This window comes from Acinetobacter sp. 22323 (genome assembly GCF_052044895.1).
GTDB classification, from domain to species: Bacteria; Pseudomonadota; Gammaproteobacteria; order Pseudomonadales; family Moraxellaceae; genus Acinetobacter; species Acinetobacter schindleri.
Genome location: NZ_JBQEOL010000002.1, coordinates 230,524 through 251,886, shown reverse-complemented (window position 1 = coordinate 251,886; position 21,363 = coordinate 230,524). Strand labels below are relative to the sequence as shown.

Genomic DNA, 21,363 nt, shown 5'->3' with positions numbered 1-21,363 from the left:
TCATCTGGTGTGATTAAACCATCTGCTTGCAGTTCTTCTAACAAATCTTCTGCAGCAAGCTGTAGATCCTCTGCATCCTTAACTAATTCAGCTGCTGCTTCTGCTGCCGTATCTCCATCATCAATGCCATTTTCATTGGCATCATTCACCGGTGGAACTACGATATCGACAAGGTCATCCAGGCGATCTTGTAGACCTTCTTTATCAGTACCAGCTGGTAGAGTATTTACTGCATCTTGGGCAACTTGTTTTGCTTCTTCCGCTGTATTAATCGCATCCTGAACTGCTTGTTGTTCTTCAGGGGTAATCAGGCCATCTTGTTGTGCTTGTTCTAGTATTTCTAATGCATTCTGATAGGTTGTTTCAGCTTGAGATACTAGCCTTTCAGCATTATCCACTGGATTTATTGGGGTAGAATCTTTTGAATTACTTGACCCACCCGATCCACCTACCGCAGCTGCAATTCCCCCAACAGCTAATGCTCCACCAATCCAAGGTAGTAAGTCAGTTGCCCCTCCTCCAAGGAGAGCCTCCTCAGTGATCGGATTGTATTTAACTAGTAATTGACCTGAACTGTCGGTAAATTCTGCCCAGTACAGCTCGCCATTATTCCCTTCAAAAACAAGTAAACTTTCATTCACCGCGGGGTCAAAATAATTTTCTACAACAATTTTTTCACCATTTTTAAGTGTGATAACTGCCGCATTTCCTTCTCTTAAAATATTGGCAACATCGTCTATTTTGACGCCAATTTTAACTACGGAATTTTGATTTAATATAACCGAATCGGCATTTAAACTTTGAATAATTTGTCCATTATTCTTAGCCAATATATCAATGCTAGCCATGAGAGAAACTCCTGAATATTCTTATGATGAGTCGTGCCGTGTATAATTCCCAACCAGCTCTTCATAGCAGGAGTAAATCCAAGTTAAAACCATAAAATAAGTAAGATTTTATTATTATTATGTAGTAATTTTAAATTGAAGTTTAATTTTATTAATTAATATGATTTAAGCTATTGATTTATATTTATATACAATTTATTGATGAATTATATTAGAAAATTTATATTAATTTTATTATTATGTATTTCAATGATTTATATTAAATTATAAGCTTTTATATCTAGTTAATTGTATATTTGTAAATTAATTACACTTAACAACAAATAAGTTACTTGATTTAACACATGAATTACAAATTTATAACCAGGTTATTAATCCACTATTTAATAGCTTAAATTTAATATAATAAGTTGATAATTTAATTTACTCTTTATATAAATATGTTAATTAAATAACTAGAAAATAATCTCGAATCATGAAATATAAATCGAGATTATTTTAAATATACAAAGCGTAGAATTTTAAAATATAAAAATTATTTACCTAGACAATCAAAAACTTCATTAAAGCGTTGAATCTGAAATTTGGGCTCAGCTTGAGCAAATTCTTCTGGTGAACCATAGCCATAGGTGACTGCAATAGTTTCTATCCCATTACGTCTAGCACCAAAAATGTCATGCTCACGATCTCCAACCATAATACAAGTAGCTGGATCTAACTGCTCTTGCTGCAAGAGGTATTCGATCAGGTCACCTTTGTTGGTACGATCACCATTTAGCTCACTGCCATAAATGCCTTCAAAATATTGATCTAGCTTAAAGTGTTCAAGAATCTGTCGTGCATAAACAGTGGGTTTAGCAGTCGCAAGAAATAGTTGATAGCCACGGCGTTTGAGTTCGGCTAAAGTTTCAGCTACTTCCGAGAAGACTTTATTTTCATATAGTCCGGTGACTGCAAAACGTTCCCGATAGGCTTCTAGTGCCTGCTCTGCCAGCACGTGATTGCTTGCAACGTTCAGAATTTTAGCGAGTGAGGCTTTAAGCGGTGGTCCAATAATCCAGTCAATATTGGTATCGGGACTAATAGGATGGCCAATTTTTTCCAAACCATAACGTGCTGAAGTGGTAATCCCTACTTTAGGATCAGTTAAGGTTCCATCCAGATCAATCAGGATATTCTGAATCACCACAGTCCTCCGGTTACTTCGATACAAATGGGTATCGAGTGTTCATGAAATTTTGCCTATACTAACGCAAATCTAGAGTTTAAGGACATCGTTTTGCGCCCTACCGTACTATGCTTTTCAGGTTTGGATCCTTCAGGTGGAGCAGGTCTCCAGGCTGATATTGAAGCTATTGGCCAAAGCGGGGCTCATGCTGCGATAGCCTGTACCGCCCTTACCATTCAGAACTCTCAACAGGTATTTGGTTTTGAAGCAACATCAAAAAGCCTATTGCTTGCACAAGCTCATGCGGTAGTCGGTGACTTGCCCATCTGTGGTGTCAAATCCGGCATGCTTGGTACTACTGACAATATTGCAGCCCTAGCCGAGTTTCTTGCTGAGCATCCTGAATATTTTTATGTGCTTGATCCGGTACTTGTCGCGAACAGTGGTGGCTCATTGGGAGATCAGGCAACCTTGGTCAAGGCTTTTACCCAATTGATCCCTCATGCAACTATTATTACACCGAACACAGTGGAATTGCGTGCACTGACAGGTGAGCAGGATCTGGAACTTGCGACACAAAAACTGTTTGCCATGGGTGCCAAAGCTATACTGGTTAAAGGTGGTCATGAAGATACTCCTGATTATATCCAGAACAGTTTATATATTCAGGGTGAACTGGTGAACCAGACCCGTTGTGCTCGTCTGGAGGGTGAATATCATGGTTCAGGCTGTTCACTGGCCAGTTTCATTGCCGGTCGTTTAGCATTAGGCGATCAGCTCAAGACCGCCGTGCAGCATGCTGAAACCTGGTTATTCGGTGTATTAAAAAATGCTGAAACCCCTATACCTAATGGACAGAAAATTCCAAAACGCTTTGGTTAATACTCATTCTGCAAATAAAAAGAGCCTAAATCATTCAGGCTCTTTTTTTTATTGGAATTCAACTGAACATTGCCCTATAGTAGAGAACTTAAATAGCGAATGAATTCATATAAATAATGTCATTATAGATTTAAATGGTTAGCTCTAATACTTTCATGCTATGTGTTTCAATCTCTACCGGTACCGAAATATGCTGATGCACCATTTTCCATTGCCCTTTTTCCTTTTTCAAACATAAGCTAGTACGACACCATTTCACGGATGGAAGCCATTTTACTTTTTCAGCACTTGCTGGTGTAAGTTTGACATAACCATGAATGAAAGCTAAATGAGGCTCTACGTGGATTGTCACATCATGCCGCTGTATGGTCACTCCATGCAGCATATAAGGCTTGTAAAGATTCCATTTCTGTTCATAAGCTTCCAGACCATGAACTTCTGTACTTAAATCAAAAAACCTGACATCTGATACACACAACTTAAGCACATTCTGAATATCCAAGCCTGTTATTGCACTATCCCATTCATGTAATAAATCAACTATTTCTCTACCTAAAGATGCGTCCCCGAATATTTTCATCTCTATTCTCTTATATTTTTTAAATGGTCAAATAATCACTGCAATCTGCCCCTACAGAAGGACATAGATTTTTTTAGAATTACAGCAAAAAAACCTTAACTAGTTAAGATCATCAAATATATTAAAAGCCCCATAAAGTTCATTTTTTAAAGATCATTTTATTGTTAGCTAAACAACTTCCATCAAACTTAAGAAGGAACCCAGTTAATTTAAGCTTATTTAAGTTATTTTTCACTGTTTGCTAGATTTTAGTTGTGTCACAACATAACAATCCCGAAAAATAATACTTATAATTTCAACAACATACAAGTATTGTTAAACTAAAGTTAAATAAAGGCTTTACTATAACAGTCCTTTGGCATTTCTATGATTTCTACACAGAGCTGTATTGTCAAACCCTGCTGGGCTGGTACATGCTGTCGTAGCACTGCTAAGACACACTGGGAAATTGCCTGTTTCAATTCAGGACTACGCCCCGACAATAAGGATACTTTTGCATGTACATAGGCCTGAGTGGTATTCAAATCCAGTCCAATCACATAATTCTGCTGACAAATTGCCCGGCTTTTTAAATCATTCGGATCCTGAATATAATTTGCAGTATATAAGGCCTGGTGAATCTTAAGCAGCATCGGCTTGACCTCCAGATTCTGGATATTATCTGAATATTCAATATGAAGATGAGGCATGAGGTTTTATTTACTCAGTATTTTTTCTTGATTATGCCCCGTCTGAAATAAAATGTAAGCCAAGGCAGGTGATGACGGCCTATTTTTTAAACCGCCATTCTGGTTCAAACTTTAATAGATTAAAACAGATCAGGACTGGATTATGCTTTTTTCACATATTCAGACTTGAGCTTCATTGCGCCAATACCCTCAATTTTACAGTCAATATCATGACCATCTGCTGCATCTGGCAACAGGCGAATACTTTTTACTTTAGTTCCAACTTTCACCACAGATGAGGAACCTTTAATTTTCAGGTCTTTGATCACTGTTACACTATCACCATCAGCAAGAACATTACCATTGGCATCCTTAATGATTAGCTGCTCTTCTGTATCTTCACCCTCTTTCCATTCATGCGAACATTCAGGACAAATCAGTAAATCCCCATCTTCGTAGGTGTATTCAGACTGGCATTTTGGACAATGGGGTAGACTCATAAGAACCTCAAAAATAAAAATAAAAATAAGAAATGAATAAATTAAAAAATCATTATAGCATTTTATACCTTATATTTTATATGGATTTAATTTCTACAATTCCTCTATTCGTTTTAAATAATATCAGTTTGAATTATTCATTAATAAACTGTTGATTCACCAGAAGAAAAAGCCCAGACGGGCTGGGCTTATACTCTTCATTCTGTGTTATAAAAATTTTGTTTAGCTTTAACTGGTCAAAGGCGTATCATCATCGTCGATGTCGTCATATACATAAGCCATACAGCCCCAACCATCATAAACGCCACCAAATTCACTCGCGATTTTGGTAAACCATTGCTCCAGATCAACAATATCTTCGTAGCTCGGTTCCATATAAACGAAAATCGTGATCACCCACTCGAGTGTATCGCTTTCTTCATCCTGAAACAGGCTGATTTTCTGTTCTTCTTTTAATAGATGCAAAGCACAGCGATCAGCCTGAGATTCTTCATTAAATGCAATCGAAAATTCAATTTCATGTGCTTCAGTCAGATCATCGCCATCCTGAAACATCTGCCAGAGTACATTACCATTTTCATCATCCGGGAACTGCTGATAATCACGTGACATAGGGCTGTCCTTATTATGCTGCCGTTTTATTATACAAATTAGATTAGCTGATTTTTATACAGGATACGATAGGAAAAATAACATTTTTTACAGTTTTTAAATGACTGATTTTATATATCAAATCGAAGTTTTATTTTTAAAGTATCTCTTTAACTTTTAACTAGTAGAGATACTTTTGACTGCTTATTTTGGAGATATTTTCATCCTCATTTTACGCCTAATTTTTTTGACTAAGCGGCTTAAGCCAGGTGAAGAACTTTTCCTGGTGTTTTCTTTAATTCCAGAAGTAAGGCTGCAAACTTGAGCTCTTGCAAACGTAAATCCAGATACGATTGCTGAATGCGAGCCTGACTTAAATCCTGCCCTTTATGATTAATTAAATAAAAATCATCTTGCAGCGCCTGTAGCATCTGTCCCAGATTATCTGCAGTTAAACGAGACAGATACAGGTCGGCACGGCTGTTAAAGGCCAGACTGATCATATCCATGGTGGTATTACGGCGATCTTCATCGACATAGTTGCATTGCGCAACTTTTTTGTCTCGAATCGCCTGCTCAATTTGCTCACGAATATCCTGTAAATGTCTTGCAGTATCTTGCTCCTGATAACCCTCTATTAATTCAGTCAAAACATCTTTAGCTGCTAGCGAGAATCCATACTGATAACCATGAATTTTATGCTCTAAGGCAGTAACCACATCCTGCAAGCGATATTCTTCTTGTGCCTGTTTATAATAACGTTGCAGTTTTTCCCGTGCCTGCTGATCCACCTTTTGAATTGCCTTGGTCTGATAATCCTCTATAAATGCTTTCACCCGTTCGATATAGCCTTTAATGTCATCCACCATGATTGAAGCATCAACCTTGGTCATTTCTACAAAATTTTCAGCCTGTAAGGTACGGTTAATGACATATTGTTCAATTTCGCAGATCTCTTGGTATTTCTTATATTTTTCTAAAGTCGTGCGTAAACTACTGATCTGCACGCGTAGCTGAGACAACTCGTACTCACTATCTTCTACCTGTTGTTCATAATCTGTCAGTTTATGACGTGCATGATCCAGATTGTTTTGTAAAACATCGAGGTTTCCACGCAGGGATTTTAATTTGTTTAGTGTGACTGCAAGTACGCCAGATAGTATCCCCACCAGAACGAATAAAATAATACTTGACATCGTCCGTGCCCTAATTAAAAAAATACAATAAGAAAAATGCTTTAAATCAAATCAAAGAACTTATGAAAGATTCTTAGTTTGCACTGATTTTCTCAAAAATCCTATCACTAGAATTAGGTATAAATATTTAATAATATTGATATTTTTGTTGAATTTTACTGTTTTATCTCTTGAAATCTTGCCAGAATAAAAATATTAAAGCTTTAAGTATGAATTAACTTATAAGATAGACAGTAAGTTATTGAATTTAATGAAATAATATTATATTTCTTAATTTTTATCAAAATTAAAATATAATATTGTTTGATAACATAGATTTAAATTTACCAAATTTTGATCTTTTTAAAAATTTAATTTTCTTCATGAGACAGTATTAAGATAGGTAAACTTATAAATTTACATAGTTCAACAAAGCACATAACTATATTTAAACTAATGCTTTTTAGATCAAAAAATAAGTAAATTTGGAGAATTAAAGAAAAAATATGAAATATTTTCTCACACTTTATACAACGCAATAGATGAGTAAAGTGTTCTGCATTCATTCCAGAAATTCAAATATTATTTAATAAAACATGGAGTCGAAACTAGAAAATATTAAAAAGGCACACTACCGTGAATTTCTACCGGTTTATCACTTAAGGGCTGGGTAAATGCAAGATAACTGGCATGCAGGGCCATACGTTGCAGCGGACTGCGCAGTGGTTCAGGGTGATAGATTTTATCGCCAGTAATTGGATGACCAATATGCATCATATGCACACGCAGTTGATGCGAACGCCCGGTAATCGGCGTTAATAAGACACGGCTAATATCTTGTGCCACATCGTAATCCAACATTTGATACAGGGTTTTAGAGGGCTTGCCCAGTTCCGTATGTACCATCTGACATGGCCGGTTTTCCCAGTCAGTGATGAGTGGGGCATTGACTTCGCCCTCCCCTACCAGTTTGCCTTGTACCAAAGCGATGTAATGCTTATTCACCGTACGCGCCTGAAACATTTTACTGACTGCTACTTCTGCATCACGATGCTTGGCAAACATCAGAATTCCGGAAGTAGCCATATCCAGGCGATGGGTAATTCGTGCTTCCGGAAATTGCTCGCGCACACGTAAATACGCGCTGTCATGATGCTCTGGCAGACGACCCGGCACCGACAACAACCCTGCCGGCTTTTCAATCACCACCAGATCATCATCTTCATAGAGAATTTTGAGTGGATCTTGAGGTGGGCAGTAAACAAAGTTATCGTTTAGTGGCATGGCGCAATTGCATGGGGAGAAAGATGCGCAAAATAACAATGTCAATCCAGTGTGTCAATCTGAACGTTTACAGGAAGTTGATTTAAGGAGATTATACGCAGTTTGTGACTTGGCCAGCCGGGTTCAAGCTGCTCAGATCGTACTGCTGAATTGCTTCCGGTCAATTTAATCTGCCAGATAGTAATCGACTGTAGATACGACACGAACTTTTTTAAGATAGGGTGTATTACTGTCGCGATCTTCAATACTGAACAGCCCCTGATTAGCAGTTTTGATTTTTCCCAGACGGCTTTGCGAATCAGCTGCAAATTTTTCTGCCACGCTCCGAGCATTTTGTGTGGCCTGTTCAATCATCGCTGGTTTAATGTCATTCAGGCCAGTAAATAGATACTCAGTTCGTTGTCCAGAATCATCGCCACCAAAGGCAATGCCCTTTTTACCCAGTTCTGCTAAACGGGTTTGTGCTGCCCGTACTGCATCAATATTATGGGTATATACGGTAATGGTTTGATGTGCGGTATAACGCAGGGCAACATTGGCATCACCGCCATACTGCTGTGCATATTTATCTGTGGTGACGGGTGCTCCCGTGGTAATTTCTTCGGCTTTAAAGCCTTCACCTTTCAGGAAAGTCTGGATTTGCTGGGTTTGTAGTTCCATCACGTCATAAAGCTGAGATAAATCCTGACTGGCTGAACTAAAACGAATCGGCCAGACCGCGACATTTGCCCTAACTTCACGTTCAGACAGGCCTTTGACCGAAACAATTCGTTCATACTGTTTGATCTTGACGGCACTATTCCCCAGAATCCATCCCGCTATAATCATTCCTAAGCCGATGAGTGCACCTAAAATCAGGGCGGGTTTAAACTGATTCATTTGCCTGAACTCCTTTTAGCGATGTTGTTGTTTTTAGTTGGATAATTTTAATAAGTTGAACTGGGTCTTTGAGATTACTATTCGACCACAGGTTAAAGTCACGTTAATAAAAGATTCAAATCTATTATTTCTCTCTATATTTACATCAGATATAAAGCCAATAAAGGCACTAGATTAAATAGAAAAATACCAATCTTATAGAGTGCCATACCCGCATAATGAATGGCATCAAAGGTTGAGTCTGATAGCTGGAACCATTTTCCATGCAACTGTTTGACCCAATCATGGGCAAAGACAATGATCAGGAACCAGAATATTAATATGCTGTAATTAACGAACAATGCATACAGTAAAAATTGCCGCCAGAAATCAAGCTCCATCGTGATTCCCCTAAAGGATACGGTTCAATTTCCAGACTAGCATAAATTGACTGAATAAAAAGAAATGGCGGATATAACACTGTTAAGGAGATTTGAATAGAAGAGTTATTTTTATATTTTCTAATGGGTTTTACTGGAGAATTTTTTAGGGTGTTGGGAAAACTCGCGATGGTTTACTTCAACTATCAATCTTTGTAAGAATTGATCTTATAGCCTACAAACTTCTGGTTCATAGCGTCCTAAGCCGGATCAAGACCTTTTGGGTAAGTACTGCTCTCGCGTTTTGCGCCGCTCACAGCATGCTACTCTTTCCGATCCCGTCACACCCTTGAGACATATATTAGCCTTGAGCACACGGAATTAATTTCCTATGTTTTTATCATTTTTCTAATTTTTGAAAAATTATTCCGATTTAAAAGACAATTCAGAGAAATAAATCTCATTGGTTCATTTTTATGACGTTTTATTTTAAAAAAATGAGCTTTATTGGAATTTTATTTACCCCTTTTCTCCTTTTTTTCACTTTAAAAAGTTCCCTGCAACCATTGTGCAGTAAACCACCAGCCACTCATGGCACACATCCCGGACATGATAATTGCCAGTACTTTATTCATTTTGCTTAATTCAGATGTCAGTACTTTCAGATTGATCAGATAAGCCAGCGCAAAATAGATCAGCCCAATTACCCCACAAAAAGGCACAAATATGAGCGACCAGGCCGCACAGGCATGTGCAGAAAGCGGTAGTTTCGGGGATTCAGAAACGTGGTTGGTCATATCCATACTCAATTGCCCTCTTTATCGTGCATAAAAGCGCACTAAATTAAGTCAAAGCTTTATGATTAAATGAAGCTTTGCATCCTCGTATTAAATAAATTGCAAAATGTGCGCCAATTTCAGGCAGTTAGATATTTAAAATGTGAGTTGATCAAAGTCTTTAATTTTGGATAAATAAATAGGTGACTTTTTATGCACTGAGTGCGTTTCTTTATATTTTGGTTTGCGCTCCGGATCCGTGATTAGGTTTTTACTATAGATTTTTTTGCCAGTCAGCAGATTAAAGCTGGTTTTCGACTCAAGTAAAGGACCATGATGAGAAAACTGGTCATAGCCAATCAGTCGCATATCCTGATTCTGAAGACGGAATTTATAGCTCCAATAGCCATAACGTCCATGCTGATACGTAAGCTGCAGTAGTCCTTTGTTAATTTCAGGCACCAGTTCAGGTGGATAATACACCCCACCATCTTCCTGATCCGAGCTGAAACAGTTCAGGTTTTGCAGAAACTGTTTATAAGTGTTCTTGTCCTTTTGCCCCAAAAGAACAATGATACCTCGGCGGTTCCGGTCTAAGGTTCCACGATATTCATCTTTAACTAAAGCTTTAGGATCTGTAGCTTTGACAATCAGTACAGCATCTGGCACACCATCTTTATTCAAGTCACCTTTTACTACTTCAAAGAAAGAATAGTTTTTAGGGACATAGGCTTGAAAAGTTTTTTGATCTTGTTGTGACTGGCGCTGTTGGGGCTTTAAAGCTTGTTGCGCTACGGCTGCATTCGAGATCAATATGGTTGTACTGAAAAAAACTGCAAGTTTTGCTATTTCCATTTTCCTGATCTCATATGTATAGGCACATGTTGCTTATTATTTTTAACATAGAAAGATAAAAGCTGAAACAAAATGACCCTACACAATGGCAGGGTCAAAAATCTCAACATCATATTCATTTTTAATTACTGATTGATTCATGAGTTATGCCTTGCAGCATTTTTCACAACCGGTCACTTTCTCTCTAGGCCAGTTCATGCGCGCACGCTTATACGCCAGTTCATAATTGGCAAAATAACCAATCAGAATCTGAGCATTAGGATCAGGCAAGTCTTCACACCCCATCGTTGAATTATGGATCAGATGTGCACCATTGTCTGTCGTATGCTCATCAATCACAAACTTGATCATATCCATGCAAACTCCCCATATTCTTTTTTATAAAGGTAGGGATTAAAACCATAATAAAAGTATGTATTTATTAATCCCATACTAAAATTATGCCTTTAATGAATAAAAATCAATCACTTTTTAGAGTTTTTTTAGTCCTTTCACATGAACTTACTATTTAGTTTTAGATTTATAAAACAGTGACTTAGAGGATTTATGCTATACCAGGATCAGCTTTTTTTTTCTTGATCTGTTTAAACCAGCGTACAAACCAGATGGCAGCAATAATTAATACTATCACCAGCATTACAGGTGCCAAGAAGGATAAAATTGAAATCAAGATCGCACTGACCCACTCCCCCGTAGAAATGACCGGATTTCCTACTCCACCGGTGGTGGTAGTTGATAAACCTCGCAAAGCCACCGTACCAAATTGTACTGCTCCGGCGGTGCCTCCACCTACAATTAATGCGGTTGCCCAAGCTATAAACTGCGACATTTCCCCACTACTTACTGCCATCGTAGATACGGTTCCAGCAATGACAGCTGCGGGGGTAGCAATAATATCAAGGATATTATCCACCCAGGGAATATAGTAAGCGATGATTTCACATAAGGTCGCGATGCTCAGTGTCAAACAAACCGAGGGTAAAGCCAGCCAGCCGAAGCCCTGGATCGGTTCAAACCAGTTCAGATTACAAGCGATACTCATGACCAGCAAAGGTGCGAATATACGGAAGCCACACGCTGCACTGAGTCCAATACCAATACATAAACCTAGGATCGTTTCCATACTGCACTCCAAACCTGTTTGTGGCGATTTGTGATTTTTTTATAAACCTAAAATAGCAAAAAGCCCTATGGGGTAATAGGGCTTTTATTTAAAACAGGTTTTTCTGTTTTATTTTTTGCTGTAGCTTAGGCAACCTTATCGTTATATTGGGTGCCTTGGCATTTGGTACACGGTGGTAAGCGGTCTGTACCAATTTCTAAGTAAACGCGATGTCCGCATTGAACACAAAAATAGAAACCTGTTCCCGGTTTAGAGCCAGCAATAACCATCTTTGTTCTCCGTTGTTTTAGAAAATGGTGAAACTAGTATAACCCTCTAGTGATGAATGTCTATTGTCCATTTTTGTAAATGATGGTGGCATTTGGGCGAAGTTATAAAACTCTTTATTCATTCTTTAAATGTTGTATGAATTTATTAACTTCTTTCGAGGTGGGTATTTCAGGAAAAATGACTCTTCCTACTGATTTTAAAATTGCTTTCCTACATCCTATTGCAAATTTTGCATCTTTATTATCTCTGAGATATTTAGCAACGTTAAAAAGATCAGGTGTAAAAACTAAAGCGGTTGAGCTTACTGAAGCAGCAGATATACATTTATCGGTAAATGGATTTGGCCTCTCATCTAATTGTAAAAGTCGATAAGCATTTCCAAATAAAACAGACTTTGCAGGCTCTGAGACTTCATCTCTTTGTAAATCTTCATGGATATTCAGAGCTAGTTGTCTCAATTTATCGATATTAATAGCTTTATTATCTTTTCCTTCCACTTCCCCTATTAGTCTACCCTCTTTAGATTCAAATACGGCATCAAACTCGGAATCTGCATCCTCATATTGGGTAACTGAAAAGCCGAGAATTTTTAATGCATCAAGTATGGCAAACTCTAAAGGTTTTCCCTTTTCATACAATAAACTTCTTAGTTTCCTCAATTTATTGATGTTAGATAAAATTTTATCTTTATCATCGTTTAATTTATTAAGTTTTTCTTCTAATAATAATAGTTCGCTATTAAAAGCAGCTTCTTCTTTTAATTTAAATATATCAACTTGAGCCCAATCAGGTTCTGCCGTTAGCTCTCCTTCTTGTTTAAATGCTTTTTCCAATCCCACTATCTGTTTAATAAAGTTATACGAAAATTGTTTTCCTTTCTCACTCCAATCTTCATAATCCTCTTCAAAAAAAGACTCGTCAGAAAAATTAATATTAGGTAAACCAATTAAAAAGCCATTAGAAACCTGTGATTCAAAAATAAATCCAACAGTTTTATCCCCATGTTTAGTCTGTAAACATGGCATAACTTGTCCTTCTACAATAATGTTATATGAAGATTTTTCAGAAAATTCATTCCAATAAGTAGAAATAGATTCTGATTTTTTTGAAGCTAGTTTAATTTCTTTACCATTTGTATTTATTATATTTAATTCAACTGGAAGAATATGATAATTACTATAAGGAGCTACCATTGTAGTAGTTTGTCTATTTTTTCCAGTCCCCGAATACCTCTTTTCCCCAGTGTTAACATACACTTCTTGTAATTTGTCCAAGAAAATTATAACTATCTTTCCATGATCAATAGCTAATTTTATCTCTCTTTTCCAATGCTCAATTTTTGATTTTAGTTTGAAAGAATAATGGTCAGAAAGACTTGGTTTACCTCTGTAAGACTCATCACTTTGATAAATATAATCATGTATATCAGGTTGAAAAAGAATTATATCCCAATCCAGTAATGATTTTTCAGAATCAAATTCACAAAATTCAGAATCATTCCCATATAGAGAGAATCCAATTGTTAAAATTTTCTTTTTTGCCATTTTCTTATTAAAGAGTAAGTATTCCCTCTAAAGTAGTGTCTTTTTCAAGTGATTTCAACAACTTTAATCCACCCCAACCCTCCTTTAAAAAGGAGAGAGTTCTCCCTCTTTCCCTTGCGCCATATATGGCTTAGGGTTAGGGGAGATTTTTAAATATTCCCTTCCAAGAAATCCTGTGCAAAGCGCTGTAATACCCCACCTGCTTCATACACAGATACTTCTTCTTCGGTATCCAGACGACAGGTCACTGGCACTTCAATCGTCTGTTCCTTACCATCTTCAGTTGCGCGCTCAATCACAAGTGTCAAAGTCGAACGTGGTGCAATATTCCCAATTACGCTATATAGCTCAGTACCATCCAGCTTTAAAGTCTTACGGTCTGTACCCGGTTTAAACTCAAGCGGAAGAACGCCCATACCCACCAGGTTAGTACGGTGAATACGCTCAAAACCTTCAGCCACAATGGCTTCTACACCAGCCAGACGCACACCTTTCGCAGCCCAGTCACGACTCGAACCCTGACCGTAGTCTTTACCAGCAATCACGATCAAAGGCTGCTTACGGTTCATGTAGGTTTCAATTGCTTCCCACATCCGCATCACTTCGCCTTCCGGCTCCACACGCGCTTTAGAACCCTGCTTGATGGTGCCATCAGAACGGACCACCATTTCGTTATACAACTTAGGATTCGCTAGGGTTGCACGCTGTGCAGTCAGGTGATCGCCACGGTGCGTCGCATAAGAGTTAAAGTCTTCCTCGGGCACACCCATTTTTGCTAAGTATTCACCTGCTGCCGAATCACGCACAATTGCATTTGAAGGTGATAAATGGTCAGTGGTAATGTTATCGCCAAGAATAGCCAGTGGACGCATGTTGGTGAGTGTACGCGGTGCAGCCAGTGCACCTTCCCAATATGGTGGACGGCGGATATAAGTACTTTGCGGACGCCAGTCATACAGCGGGCTTGCTGCCTTCTCACGTTCGCCCAGATCAAACATCGGGATATAAACTTTATTAAATTGCTCCGGCTTAACTGACTCTTTTACCAAAGCATCAATTTCTTCATCAGATGGCCAGATGTCTTTCAGGTAAATCGGGTTGCCATCTTTGTCTGTGCCTAGTGCATCTTTTTCGATATCAAAACGAATCGTACCAGCAATTGCATAAGCCACGACTAATGGTGGAGATGCCAAGAAAGCCTGTTTTGCATAAGGATGAATACGACCATCGAAGTTACGGTTCCCTGAAAGTACCGCAGTCGCGTATAAATCACGGTCAATAATTTCTTGCTGAATTTTCGGATCTAGCGCGCCTGACATGCCGTTACACGTGGTGCAGGCATAAGCCACGATACCAAAGCCTAGTTTTTCCAGATCTTCAAGTACACCTGCTTCTTCCAAGTACAGCGCAGCTGCTTTAGACCCCGGTGCAAAAGATGATTTCACCCATGGCTTACGCACTAAGCCAAGCTCATTGGCTTTACGTGCCAATAAACCTGCTGCAACAGTATTACGTGGGTTGGAGGTATTGGTACATGAAGTGATTGCCGCGATGATGATCGCACCATCTGGCATTAAACCATCAGTACGGTTTTCTACTACTCCGGCAATGCCTTTCTCTTTCAGGTCAGCAGTTGAAACACGCGCATGCGGATTCGATGGACCAGCAATATTACGGGTCACTGTAGATAAGTCGAAACGAAGTACACGCGGATATTCCGCCTGAGTCATTTCCGATGACCACAGACCAATTTCTTTGGCATAGCTTTCAACCAGTTTGACCTGTTCTGATTCACGACCAGTCAGCGTCAGGTAATCAATCGTATTTTGATCGATATAGAACATGGCTGCGGTTGCGCCGTATTCTGGGGTCATGTTGGAAATCGTGGCGCGATCACCGACCGACATGCTGTCTGCACCTTCACCAAAGAATTCCAGATAAGCGCCAACCACACGTTCCTTACGCAGGAATTCAGTTAAGGCCAAAACGATATCCGTTGCGGTAATGCCCGGCTGACGCTGTCCAACCAACTCTACGCCGATAATATCTGGCAAACGCATCCAGGATGCACGGCCCAGCATCACGTTCTCAGCTTCCAGGCCACCAACACCAACAGAAATCACGCCCAATGCATCGGTATGTGGGGTATGCGAGTCAGTTCCTACACAAGTGTCTGGAAATGCAACACCGCCACGGTTCTGAATCACTGGTGACATTTTCTCCAGATTGATCTGGTGCATGATGCCGTTACCGGCTGGAATCACATCAACATTTTCAAAAGCCGTTTTGGTCCATTCAATAAAATGGAAACGGTCTTCGTTACGTCGGTCTTCAATTGCACGGTTTTTCTCGAATGCATCCGGATCAAAGCCGCCATATTCCACTGCCAGCGAGTGGTCGACAATCAGCTGAGTTGGCACCACCGGATTAACTTTGGAGGGGTCACCGCCCTGATCGGCAATCGCATCACGCAGACCGGCAAGATCGACCAGTGCCGTTTGCCCCAGGATGTCATGACACACCACACGGGCTGGATACCACGGGAAATCATGTTCCTGCTTACGCTCAATTAGCTGACGCAGTGACTGTTCCAGAATGGCAGGATCACAACGGCGTACCAACTGCTCTGCCAGCACTTTGGAGGTATAGGGAAGTTTGGCATATGCGCCTGGCTGAATATCTTCAACGGCCTGACGCACGTCGTAATATTCCAGCTGGGTGCCTTGCAGCGGTTTACGGTAGTTGTTGTTCATAGCTTACCTGCCTCTTGAATCGTTCTTCTGTACTGCATACTTGTTGTAGATGTTTCACATCGTTTTGCAGGCATAGTACACTGTGGAAAAGCCATTTCCCAAATCTTTTATATTTCATAAACTTATATATAAAAAACAGCGTTTTTGAAATAAATGGATACATATTCTTTAAAATAATGGCTCTAAATCCTTATTTTCTAGAAAAAAACCGGGCAAATCCTTCTTATTCTTTAGTATGAGAATAGACTTATAGCTCAAAAAATAGACTTATTTAAGATTAACGGTATGTCTTATTTTTTCATTTAAAGGCAAAAGACGATTTTTAAATGATCTGAGTTTTTTGGGTAGAAAGAGCACTATTGAATAGATAATTTTTTTGACTCTCTTCCATCTTTGGCAAGATCCTTAGCCTGACAATAAACCATAGCATCAATAAAATTTTCCAAGTTTGTTTCTAGCTCTTTTTAATTTTGAGGGAAATACAATATGCGCTTGATACCTGGAAACCTGTAAAGCAAGTGAGCTAGATTAAAATCCCTAACTTTTTTAAGATTTTTTTACAGTCGATGATTTCTTGCAAATTACTTTAAATATCATAATTAATTCAAAAACTTAATACTTATTCTTAGTAGTTTATTATCTGAATAGTTTTGACCTTTTCCTGTCATCTATCTGTATATCCCAATTTGGTGATATTCACCCTTAAAACATTTCAGTACATCTAAGCGGTAAGTACTTCATAACAACAACACACAACATAAAAAATTAATAAAGGTGAATAACATGTTACAGATCGCCATTATTGGGATCATTACTGTATTAGTGGCAGTTTTGGCGTCCAGCTGGATTGGAGGGAAAAAGCCCTCCGATCCATACAATCCGACTAAACCTACTCCTACCCACCCCACTAAACCGGATCATCCTTCTCCCCCTTCCTCTCCCGCCTCTGGTAAATCGGAGTCACTCATAAATAATCCACCCTTGCTGCAGAAAGGTGCTAAAGGCAAATACGAACTGGTTGCTGCATATAAAACCAATAAGATTTATAACCCGAGGCAATTGCAATGGGATCAATTACTGGTTCGGGGTTACTTGACTAAAGCCAGTTTATTGAACAGGCAGGAAGCACGTGAAACCGGAATTATAGATGAACTGGTTGGTCCGCAGATTCGGGTCAAACAGGGTGAAACCTTGTCGATTAATTTAAATAATCAGCTACCTGATGAAACACCTGAAAGCTGTGAAAATATTCTCGACCCGAATGAACCCCATTGTTTTAATACCACCAACCTGCATACGCATGGTTTCTGGGTCAGCCCTCAGGGAAATAGTGACAATGTCTTTCTGAAAATTGCTCCGCAGGCGAATCTTGACTATCAATATAAGATTGAACCCAATCATCCTGCGGGCACTTACTGGTACCATGCCCATTTACATGGCTCGACCGCAATTCAGGTATCTAGTGGTATGGCTGGTCCACTCATTGTGGAAGGAAGCCGGGTACCTAAAGTGAAAAATGGTAAGGTGACTTCTACAGGTGATCTCGACATTTTATGGAAAGATAAAGCCAAGCATAATGATGCAAATGAAAAAATCCTGGTCTTCCAGCAAATTCAATATGACTGTACTGACACTGAAGGCCAATCTTTAAACAGCAATGATTGTAAAGGTGCAGGCATAGGCACAATGGAAAACTATGCTGGTCTGAATAGCTTCAACTCTTGGGGGCTAAATAACTACTACACTTCAATTAATGGCAAAGTATTAGGCGAAATTCAGGTCAATCAAAATGAATTTAATCGCTGGCGTATGATTCATGGAGGGGTACGAGACACTATTGGCTTAATCATTAAAGAATTACCTGGCTCCAGTCAATATACTGCCAAACAAACGGTGGATGCCTGTCTTTCCTATCAGGGGGATATTCTCATTCCCGCCTCAAAAGTTGCTTTCGATCAACTGACCAGCCTGCCAGTTCACACGATTGCCCAAGACGGTTTAACGATGACCCAGGCTCAGACCCGTACCCTTTCCGTGTTCCAACCAGGTTATCGTCACGATGCCATGCTCAGCTTTCCCACCATCAATAAATACTGCATCTTTGATTCAAGATTAAATATTGATGATGAAATCAATACCAGAACTTCCGGTGAAATCACCCCACAGTTATCTCCTAACAGTGGGCTAAATGCACAGCTGCTGGGCTGGGTAAATGTAAAATCCACCAAATTGAAGGCGCAAACTGCTGCTCAGTTTTTAAAAGATCAGGCACAGAAAATCGGCTTAAGCAAGGAGATTCAGGCGCAATTAGCGCAACTTAATCTGTCTGCCTTTACTGATCATCCCTCATTGATGACCAGAGAAATAGATAACCTGATTCAAGACCGACCACAACAACGCTCTACTTTTGATGCCTCTTTTGGTCCAAATGGTAAATTCGGTTATCGTTATGCTGATCATCCAGGCATCTATAGTTTTGGAGAAACCTTCACTGGAGAAAGTGTGGTCAATGGCAAATATGTGCGCAAACTAGAAATAGGTAAAGTCGATGAATGGGTACTGACCAGCGCAAACTTGGGACATCCTTTCCATATCCATGTCAATCCGTTCCAGATTGTTAAAATTTTAAACCCGGATAAAAAGGATGTAAGTGAAGCAATATCTGAACCTGCAACCACGCCCAATGAGCTGGATGATGTCCAGTACCGAGGTTTAAAAGGACAATTCAAGGATACCATTTTTGTTAAACCGGGATATGAAGTGATTGTTCGAAGTCATTACAAGAAATTCGAAGGTGACTTTGTACAGCATTGTCATATTCTCGATCATGAAGATCAGGGCATGATGGAATATGTACGAATCTGTGGCGGCAAATTTGACTGTAATGCCGATTTACCTGGTTCACATGACCATCATCATTAACTCTCGCTTTTAATTAAAAGCCTGCATCTGATATTGCGGGCTTTTTTATTTGCCTAGAGATAATGCTTGCTGCACAATAGCTTGATTGATTTTTAGTATTCAAACTGAGGCTGATCATGGCAACATCTCCTGCTTTTACCTTATTTACGCTGAATGGAGTAGATGCGCAAAAATTCCTGCAAGGTCAAGTGACTTTAAATACTGAAGCCTTGGCTGAAAACCAGACGCGCTATACCGCAATCTGTAGTTTAAAAGGACGCATTCTATTTGGTTTATGGCTGAAAAAAATTAATGCTGAAAGCTTTGAAATTGTTGTGACTGCTGATCAGGCCGAAAACTTTGCCAAGCACATCCGCAAGTTTGGCGCTTTCTCCAAAATGAAGTTAGAAGAAGTAGGTTCAGCTTATCCAGTTACTGTAGGTATTCATAGCGAATTTAGTCCTGAAGCAACGGATACTCAAGCTTGGGAAATGAATGCAATTGAATCAGGTCAGGCATGGATTCAGGCAGCAACCGCAGAACAATTCCAGCCACAAGAACTGCGCCTGCATCAGCGTGAAGGCATCCACTATGACAAGGGGTGTTACCTCGGTCAGGAAGTCATTGCCCGTTTATGGTTCAAAGCCAAACCGAAACACTGGTTGCATCTGGTCCAAGGTACAGGTGAAGCACCTGCTATCGCAAGCAAACTGAATAATGATGTAGAAGTCGTAAACAGTGTCAATATTGATGGCGGCTTTAAAGCACTCGTGGTTGCCAAACCGGAAGCACTTCTTGAATTAGGTTTGACTGTACTCGACCTGCCTGAAGCACTCAGTGGTGACGTGGCTCGTCCACAATAAGAAGACCGCCTTAAAAAAATCCTCCTAATATGGAGGATTTTTTTTAAAGATTAAAATCATGGAACAATTTGTTCATGTCTTTAATCACATAATCTTTAAAATGAAAAGCGCGTGCATGTTTCGCATCGAAGCGTGCAGTTTTACCTTCATGCTCAAAAATATATACACGGTCTTCATTGCTGACTAAAAAGTTTTGACCCAATCGCATGAGTAATGCATCAAATTTATCCTCATCAGCGATACTGTCATCCTTACTGATTTGATCATATGCACGTTTAATGCCTTTAATAAACATTGTTTCACCCTACTTCATGGCTCAAACGCGGATTTAATCAGAGATTCATAGAATTTCAAAGTTTTGTGGTAAAAATAGTCTTCATCTTCTCTTCATCACTCTCCATTATATTTTTATTTCGTGACAATTAGGATATTTACAAAGTATAAAATCATTTTATGATGTAGCTGTAATAATTTAAAAAACACCACGGAATCAGGTGTTGAATACAACAAGGTTCAGGAACCATGAAAAAAATAATATTTGCTGCGATGCTCGCAGTTTCATCTCAATATGCACTTGCCAATGCAAATACCAAAGCTGAAGCAGTTGATCCTCAATTTGCCAAGGTTGAAGCCCTAGTCAAAGCCAATGACTTTAAGGGTGCTCACACTTTACTGAATGAGTTAGCACAGAAAGGGAATGCTCAAGCACTGTATAACTTAGGCTATTTAACCCAGACTGGTCAGGGCACCGCAAAGAATGAGAAAAAAGCGGTACAACTGTATGAACAGTCAGCAAGCAAAGGCTACCCGGTTGCCAACTATGTCCTCGGTAAAAATTATGCAGGCGGTACAATGGGGCTGAAACAGGATCTGAACAAAGCTAAACAATATCTGGAACGCGCATCCAGTGCCGGTTTTGATGATGCTACTGTGGATCTGGCAGTGTTACTTTTTGCTGAAGGAAAACCTGCTTCTGATCAGCAAGCACTGAAAAAACTTCAACCACTGATTAAAAAAGATAATTTCCAGGCGATTCATGCCAAAGCCCTGTATGACATCAGCCTGGGCTTTAAAAATAAAGATGAAAAACCGATTCAGCAAGGTTTAAGCTCGATTCAGGAGCTGGCCAAGAAAGGCTATATCCCTGCCCTGATGGCAGTCGCTAACATGTTTGCCAATGGTAATATCGTGCCGCAAAACCTGCCTGAAGCAAAGAAAATCTTTAGTGCCTTGGCTCAGGAAAATATTCCACAGGCCAAAGAGTCTCTGGCGGCAGTAGAGAAAATGATTGCTGAACAAAGCAAGAAACCAGCCCAACCAACGGCGCAAAAGAAAAGCTAACCT

General features: G+C 39.3%; 23 protein-coding genes. 5 read left to right on the top strand and 18 right to left on the bottom strand.

Annotated elements, in window-relative coordinates; genetic code table 11:
- A partial coding sequence (locus tag ACTJIX_RS02445) for a BapA/Bap/LapF family prefix-like domain-containing protein (protein ID WP_440611132.1) occupies positions 1 to 848 on the bottom strand: 848 nt, incomplete at its 3' end.
- A 535-nt stretch (positions 849 to 1,383) separates the two neighbouring features.
- Positions 1,384 to 2,034, bottom strand: a complete 651-nt coding sequence (locus tag ACTJIX_RS02440; protein WP_314296254.1) for an HAD-IA family hydrolase — start codon at positions 2,032 to 2,034, stop codon at positions 1,384 to 1,386.
- 93 nt (positions 2,035 to 2,127) lie between these two features.
- On the opposite strand from ACTJIX_RS02440, the gene ACTJIX_RS02435 reads away from it, so the two are divergent.
- Positions 2,128 to 2,898: a hydroxymethylpyrimidine/phosphomethylpyrimidine kinase gene (locus tag ACTJIX_RS02435; RefSeq protein ID WP_004814574.1), complete on the top strand. Its 771-nt coding sequence runs from the start codon at positions 2,128 to 2,130 to the stop codon at positions 2,896 to 2,898.
- Positions 2,899 to 3,028: 130 nt separating this feature from the next.
- On the opposite strand, the gene ACTJIX_RS02430 is transcribed toward ACTJIX_RS02435, so the two are convergent.
- The 6 genes from ACTJIX_RS02430 to ACTJIX_RS02405 form a co-directional block, all read right to left on the bottom strand.
- Positions 3,029 to 3,478 (bottom strand): YybH family protein, encoded by a 450-nt coding sequence (locus tag ACTJIX_RS02430; protein WP_076754125.1) that lies wholly within the window; start codon positions 3,476 to 3,478, stop codon positions 3,029 to 3,031.
- Positions 3,479 to 3,804: 326 nt separating this feature from the next.
- A complete protein-coding gene (locus ACTJIX_RS02425) occupies positions 3,805 to 4,167 on the bottom strand; it encodes a 5-carboxymethyl-2-hydroxymuconate Delta-isomerase (protein ID WP_017401434.1) in 363 nt (120 codons plus the stop codon).
- A 140-nt stretch (positions 4,168 to 4,307) separates the two neighbouring features.
- The gene (locus ACTJIX_RS02420) at positions 4,308 to 4,646 is read right to left on the bottom strand and encodes a zinc ribbon domain-containing protein YjdM (RefSeq protein WP_004814566.1); all 339 of its coding nucleotides are present in this window, start codon (positions 4,644 to 4,646) and stop codon (positions 4,308 to 4,310) included.
- A 228-nt stretch (positions 4,647 to 4,874) separates the two neighbouring features.
- On the bottom strand, positions 4,875 to 5,258 hold the full coding sequence (locus tag ACTJIX_RS02415) for a ribonuclease E inhibitor RraB (RefSeq protein ID WP_004814565.1): 384 nt from the start codon (positions 5,256 to 5,258) through the stop codon (positions 4,875 to 4,877).
- Positions 5,259 to 5,497: 239 nt separating this feature from the next.
- Complete coding sequence (locus ACTJIX_RS02410; RefSeq protein ID WP_004891626.1) at positions 5,498 to 6,433, bottom strand: DUF4041 domain-containing protein; 936 nt, start codon at positions 6,431 to 6,433, stop codon at positions 5,498 to 5,500.
- Between the two features lie 597 nt (positions 6,434 to 7,030).
- On the bottom strand, positions 7,031 to 7,696 hold the full coding sequence (locus tag ACTJIX_RS02405) for an RluA family pseudouridine synthase (RefSeq protein WP_004891623.1): 666 nt from the start codon (positions 7,694 to 7,696) through the stop codon (positions 7,031 to 7,033).
- Between ACTJIX_RS02405 and ACTJIX_RS02400 the strand changes: the two genes are divergently transcribed.
- Complete coding sequence (locus ACTJIX_RS02400; protein ID WP_440611131.1) at positions 7,695 to 7,865, top strand: hypothetical protein; 171 nt, start codon at positions 7,695 to 7,697, stop codon at positions 7,863 to 7,865. The genes ACTJIX_RS02405 and ACTJIX_RS02400 overlap by 2 nt on opposite strands.
- Here ACTJIX_RS02400 and ACTJIX_RS02395 read toward each other — a convergent pair.
- The 9 genes from ACTJIX_RS02395 to acnD all read right to left on the bottom strand — a co-directional run bounded on the left by ACTJIX_RS02395 (position 7,862) and on the right by acnD (position 16,255).
- Entirely contained in the window at positions 7,862 to 8,575 is a 714-nt protein-coding gene (locus tag ACTJIX_RS02395) for an SIMPL domain-containing protein (protein ID WP_004891621.1), read from the bottom strand. The genes ACTJIX_RS02400 and ACTJIX_RS02395 overlap by 4 nt on opposite strands.
- Positions 8,576 to 8,715: 140 nt before the next feature.
- Entirely contained in the window at positions 8,716 to 8,955 is a 240-nt protein-coding gene (locus tag ACTJIX_RS02390; RefSeq protein ID WP_004891620.1) for a DUF6868 family protein, read from the bottom strand.
- A 524-nt stretch (positions 8,956 to 9,479) separates the two neighbouring features.
- Complete coding sequence (locus tag ACTJIX_RS02385; protein WP_004891618.1) at positions 9,480 to 9,737, bottom strand: hypothetical protein; 258 nt, start codon at positions 9,735 to 9,737, stop codon at positions 9,480 to 9,482.
- Between the two features lie 129 nt (positions 9,738 to 9,866).
- Positions 9,867 to 10,565: a hypothetical protein gene (locus ACTJIX_RS02380; RefSeq protein ID WP_440611130.1), complete on the bottom strand. Its 699-nt coding sequence runs from the start codon at positions 10,563 to 10,565 to the stop codon at positions 9,867 to 9,869.
- A gap of 144 nt (positions 10,566 to 10,709) precedes the next feature.
- A complete protein-coding gene (locus tag ACTJIX_RS02375) occupies positions 10,710 to 10,922 on the bottom strand; it encodes a hypothetical protein (RefSeq protein ID WP_004814551.1) in 213 nt (70 codons plus the stop codon).
- 187 nt (positions 10,923 to 11,109) lie between these two features.
- Positions 11,110 to 11,688, bottom strand: coding sequence for a DUF4126 domain-containing protein (locus tag ACTJIX_RS02370; protein ID WP_440611129.1), 579 nt, complete (start codon positions 11,686 to 11,688; stop codon positions 11,110 to 11,112).
- Between the two features lie 125 nt (positions 11,689 to 11,813).
- Positions 11,814 to 11,957 carry a zinc ribbon-containing protein gene (locus tag ACTJIX_RS02365; protein ID WP_004814545.1) on the bottom strand — a complete coding sequence of 48 codons (144 nt, stop codon included), beginning with the start codon at positions 11,955 to 11,957 and terminating at the stop codon, positions 11,814 to 11,816.
- 114 nt (positions 11,958 to 12,071) lie between these two features.
- Positions 12,072 to 13,502: a hypothetical protein gene (locus tag ACTJIX_RS02360; protein ID WP_440611128.1), complete on the bottom strand. Its 1,431-nt coding sequence runs from the start codon at positions 13,500 to 13,502 to the stop codon at positions 12,072 to 12,074.
- Between the two features lie 149 nt (positions 13,503 to 13,651).
- Positions 13,652 to 16,255, bottom strand: a complete 2,604-nt coding sequence (gene acnD, locus ACTJIX_RS02355; RefSeq protein WP_440611127.1) for a Fe/S-dependent 2-methylisocitrate dehydratase AcnD — start codon at positions 16,253 to 16,255, stop codon at positions 13,652 to 13,654.
- Positions 16,256 to 17,038: 783 nt separating this feature from the next.
- On the opposite strand from acnD, the gene ACTJIX_RS02350 reads away from it, so the two are divergent.
- Both ACTJIX_RS02350 and ygfZ read left to right on the top strand, forming a co-directional pair.
- On the top strand, positions 17,039 to 19,177 hold the full coding sequence (locus ACTJIX_RS02350) for a multicopper oxidase family protein (protein ID WP_262467876.1): 2,139 nt from the start codon (positions 17,039 to 17,041) through the stop codon (positions 19,175 to 19,177).
- 116 nt (positions 19,178 to 19,293) lie between these two features.
- On the top strand, positions 19,294 to 20,019 hold the full coding sequence (gene ygfZ / locus ACTJIX_RS02345) for a CAF17-like 4Fe-4S cluster assembly/insertion protein YgfZ (RefSeq protein WP_004891599.1): 726 nt from the start codon (positions 19,294 to 19,296) through the stop codon (positions 20,017 to 20,019).
- 43 nt (positions 20,020 to 20,062) lie between these two features.
- On the opposite strand, the gene ACTJIX_RS02340 is transcribed toward ygfZ, so the two are convergent.
- Complete coding sequence (locus tag ACTJIX_RS02340; protein ID WP_004814532.1) at positions 20,063 to 20,314, bottom strand: hypothetical protein; 252 nt, start codon at positions 20,312 to 20,314, stop codon at positions 20,063 to 20,065.
- 227 nt (positions 20,315 to 20,541) lie between these two features.
- On the opposite strand from ACTJIX_RS02340, the gene ACTJIX_RS02335 reads away from it, so the two are divergent.
- On the top strand, positions 20,542 to 21,360 hold the full coding sequence (locus ACTJIX_RS02335) for a tetratricopeptide repeat protein (RefSeq protein WP_004891596.1): 819 nt from the start codon (positions 20,542 to 20,544) through the stop codon (positions 21,358 to 21,360).
- The last annotated feature ends 3 nt before the right edge of the window (positions 21,361 to 21,363 follow it).

Bases quoted from the DNA above. Each gene is read 5' to 3' on its own strand.
- ACTJIX_RS02430 (WP_076754125.1), bottom strand. From the start codon at position 3,478: ATGAAAATATTCGGGGACGCATCTTTAGGTAGAGAAATAGTTGATTTA.
- ACTJIX_RS02425 (WP_017401434.1), bottom strand. From the start codon at position 4,167: ATGCCTCATCTTCATATTGAATATTCAGATAATATCCAGAATCTGGAG.
- ACTJIX_RS02420 (WP_004814566.1), bottom strand. From the start codon at position 4,646: ATGAGTCTACCCCATTGTCCAAAATGCCAGTCTGAATACACCTACGAA.
- ACTJIX_RS02415 (WP_004814565.1), bottom strand. From the start codon at position 5,258: ATGTCACGTGATTATCAGCAGTTCCCGGATGATGAAAATGGTAATGTA.
- ACTJIX_RS02410 (WP_004891626.1), bottom strand. From the start codon at position 6,433: ATGTCAAGTATTATTTTATTCGTTCTGGTGGGGATACTATCTGGCGTA.
- ACTJIX_RS02400 (WP_440611131.1), top strand. From the start codon at position 7,695: ATGGCGCAATTGCATGGGGAGAAAGATGCGCAAAATAACAATGTCAAT.
- ACTJIX_RS02405 (WP_004891623.1), bottom strand. From the start codon at position 7,696: ATGCCACTAAACGATAACTTTGTTTACTGCCCACCTCAAGATCCACTC.
- ACTJIX_RS02395 (WP_004891621.1), bottom strand. From the start codon at position 8,575: ATGAATCAGTTTAAACCCGCCCTGATTTTAGGTGCACTCATCGGCTTA.
- ACTJIX_RS02390 (WP_004891620.1), bottom strand. From the start codon at position 8,955: ATGGAGCTTGATTTCTGGCGGCAATTTTTACTGTATGCATTGTTCGTT.
- ACTJIX_RS02385 (WP_004891618.1), bottom strand. From the start codon at position 9,737: ATGGATATGACCAACCACGTTTCTGAATCCCCGAAACTACCGCTTTCT.
- ACTJIX_RS02380 (WP_440611130.1), bottom strand. From the start codon at position 10,565: ATGGAAATAGCAAAACTTGCAGTTTTTTTCAGTACAACCATATTGATC.
- ACTJIX_RS02375 (WP_004814551.1), bottom strand. From the start codon at position 10,922: ATGGATATGATCAAGTTTGTGATTGATGAGCATACGACAGACAATGGT.
- ACTJIX_RS02370 (WP_440611129.1), bottom strand. From the start codon at position 11,688: ATGGAAACGATCCTAGGTTTATGTATTGGTATTGGACTCAGTGCAGCG.
- ACTJIX_RS02365 (WP_004814545.1), bottom strand. From the start codon at position 11,957: ATGGTTATTGCTGGCTCTAAACCGGGAACAGGTTTCTATTTTTGTGTT.
- ACTJIX_RS02360 (WP_440611128.1), bottom strand. From the start codon at position 13,502: ATGGCAAAAAAGAAAATTTTAACAATTGGATTCTCTCTATATGGGAAT.
- acnD (WP_440611127.1), bottom strand. From the start codon at position 16,255: ATGAACAACAACTACCGTAAACCGCTGCAAGGCACCCAGCTGGAATAT.
- ACTJIX_RS02350 (WP_262467876.1), top strand. From the start codon at position 17,039: ATGTTACAGATCGCCATTATTGGGATCATTACTGTATTAGTGGCAGTT.
- ygfZ (WP_004891599.1), top strand. From the start codon at position 19,294: ATGGCAACATCTCCTGCTTTTACCTTATTTACGCTGAATGGAGTAGAT.
- ACTJIX_RS02340 (WP_004814532.1), bottom strand. From the start codon at position 20,314: ATGTTTATTAAAGGCATTAAACGTGCATATGATCAAATCAGTAAGGAT.
- ACTJIX_RS02335 (WP_004891596.1), top strand. From the start codon at position 20,542: ATGAAAAAAATAATATTTGCTGCGATGCTCGCAGTTTCATCTCAATAT.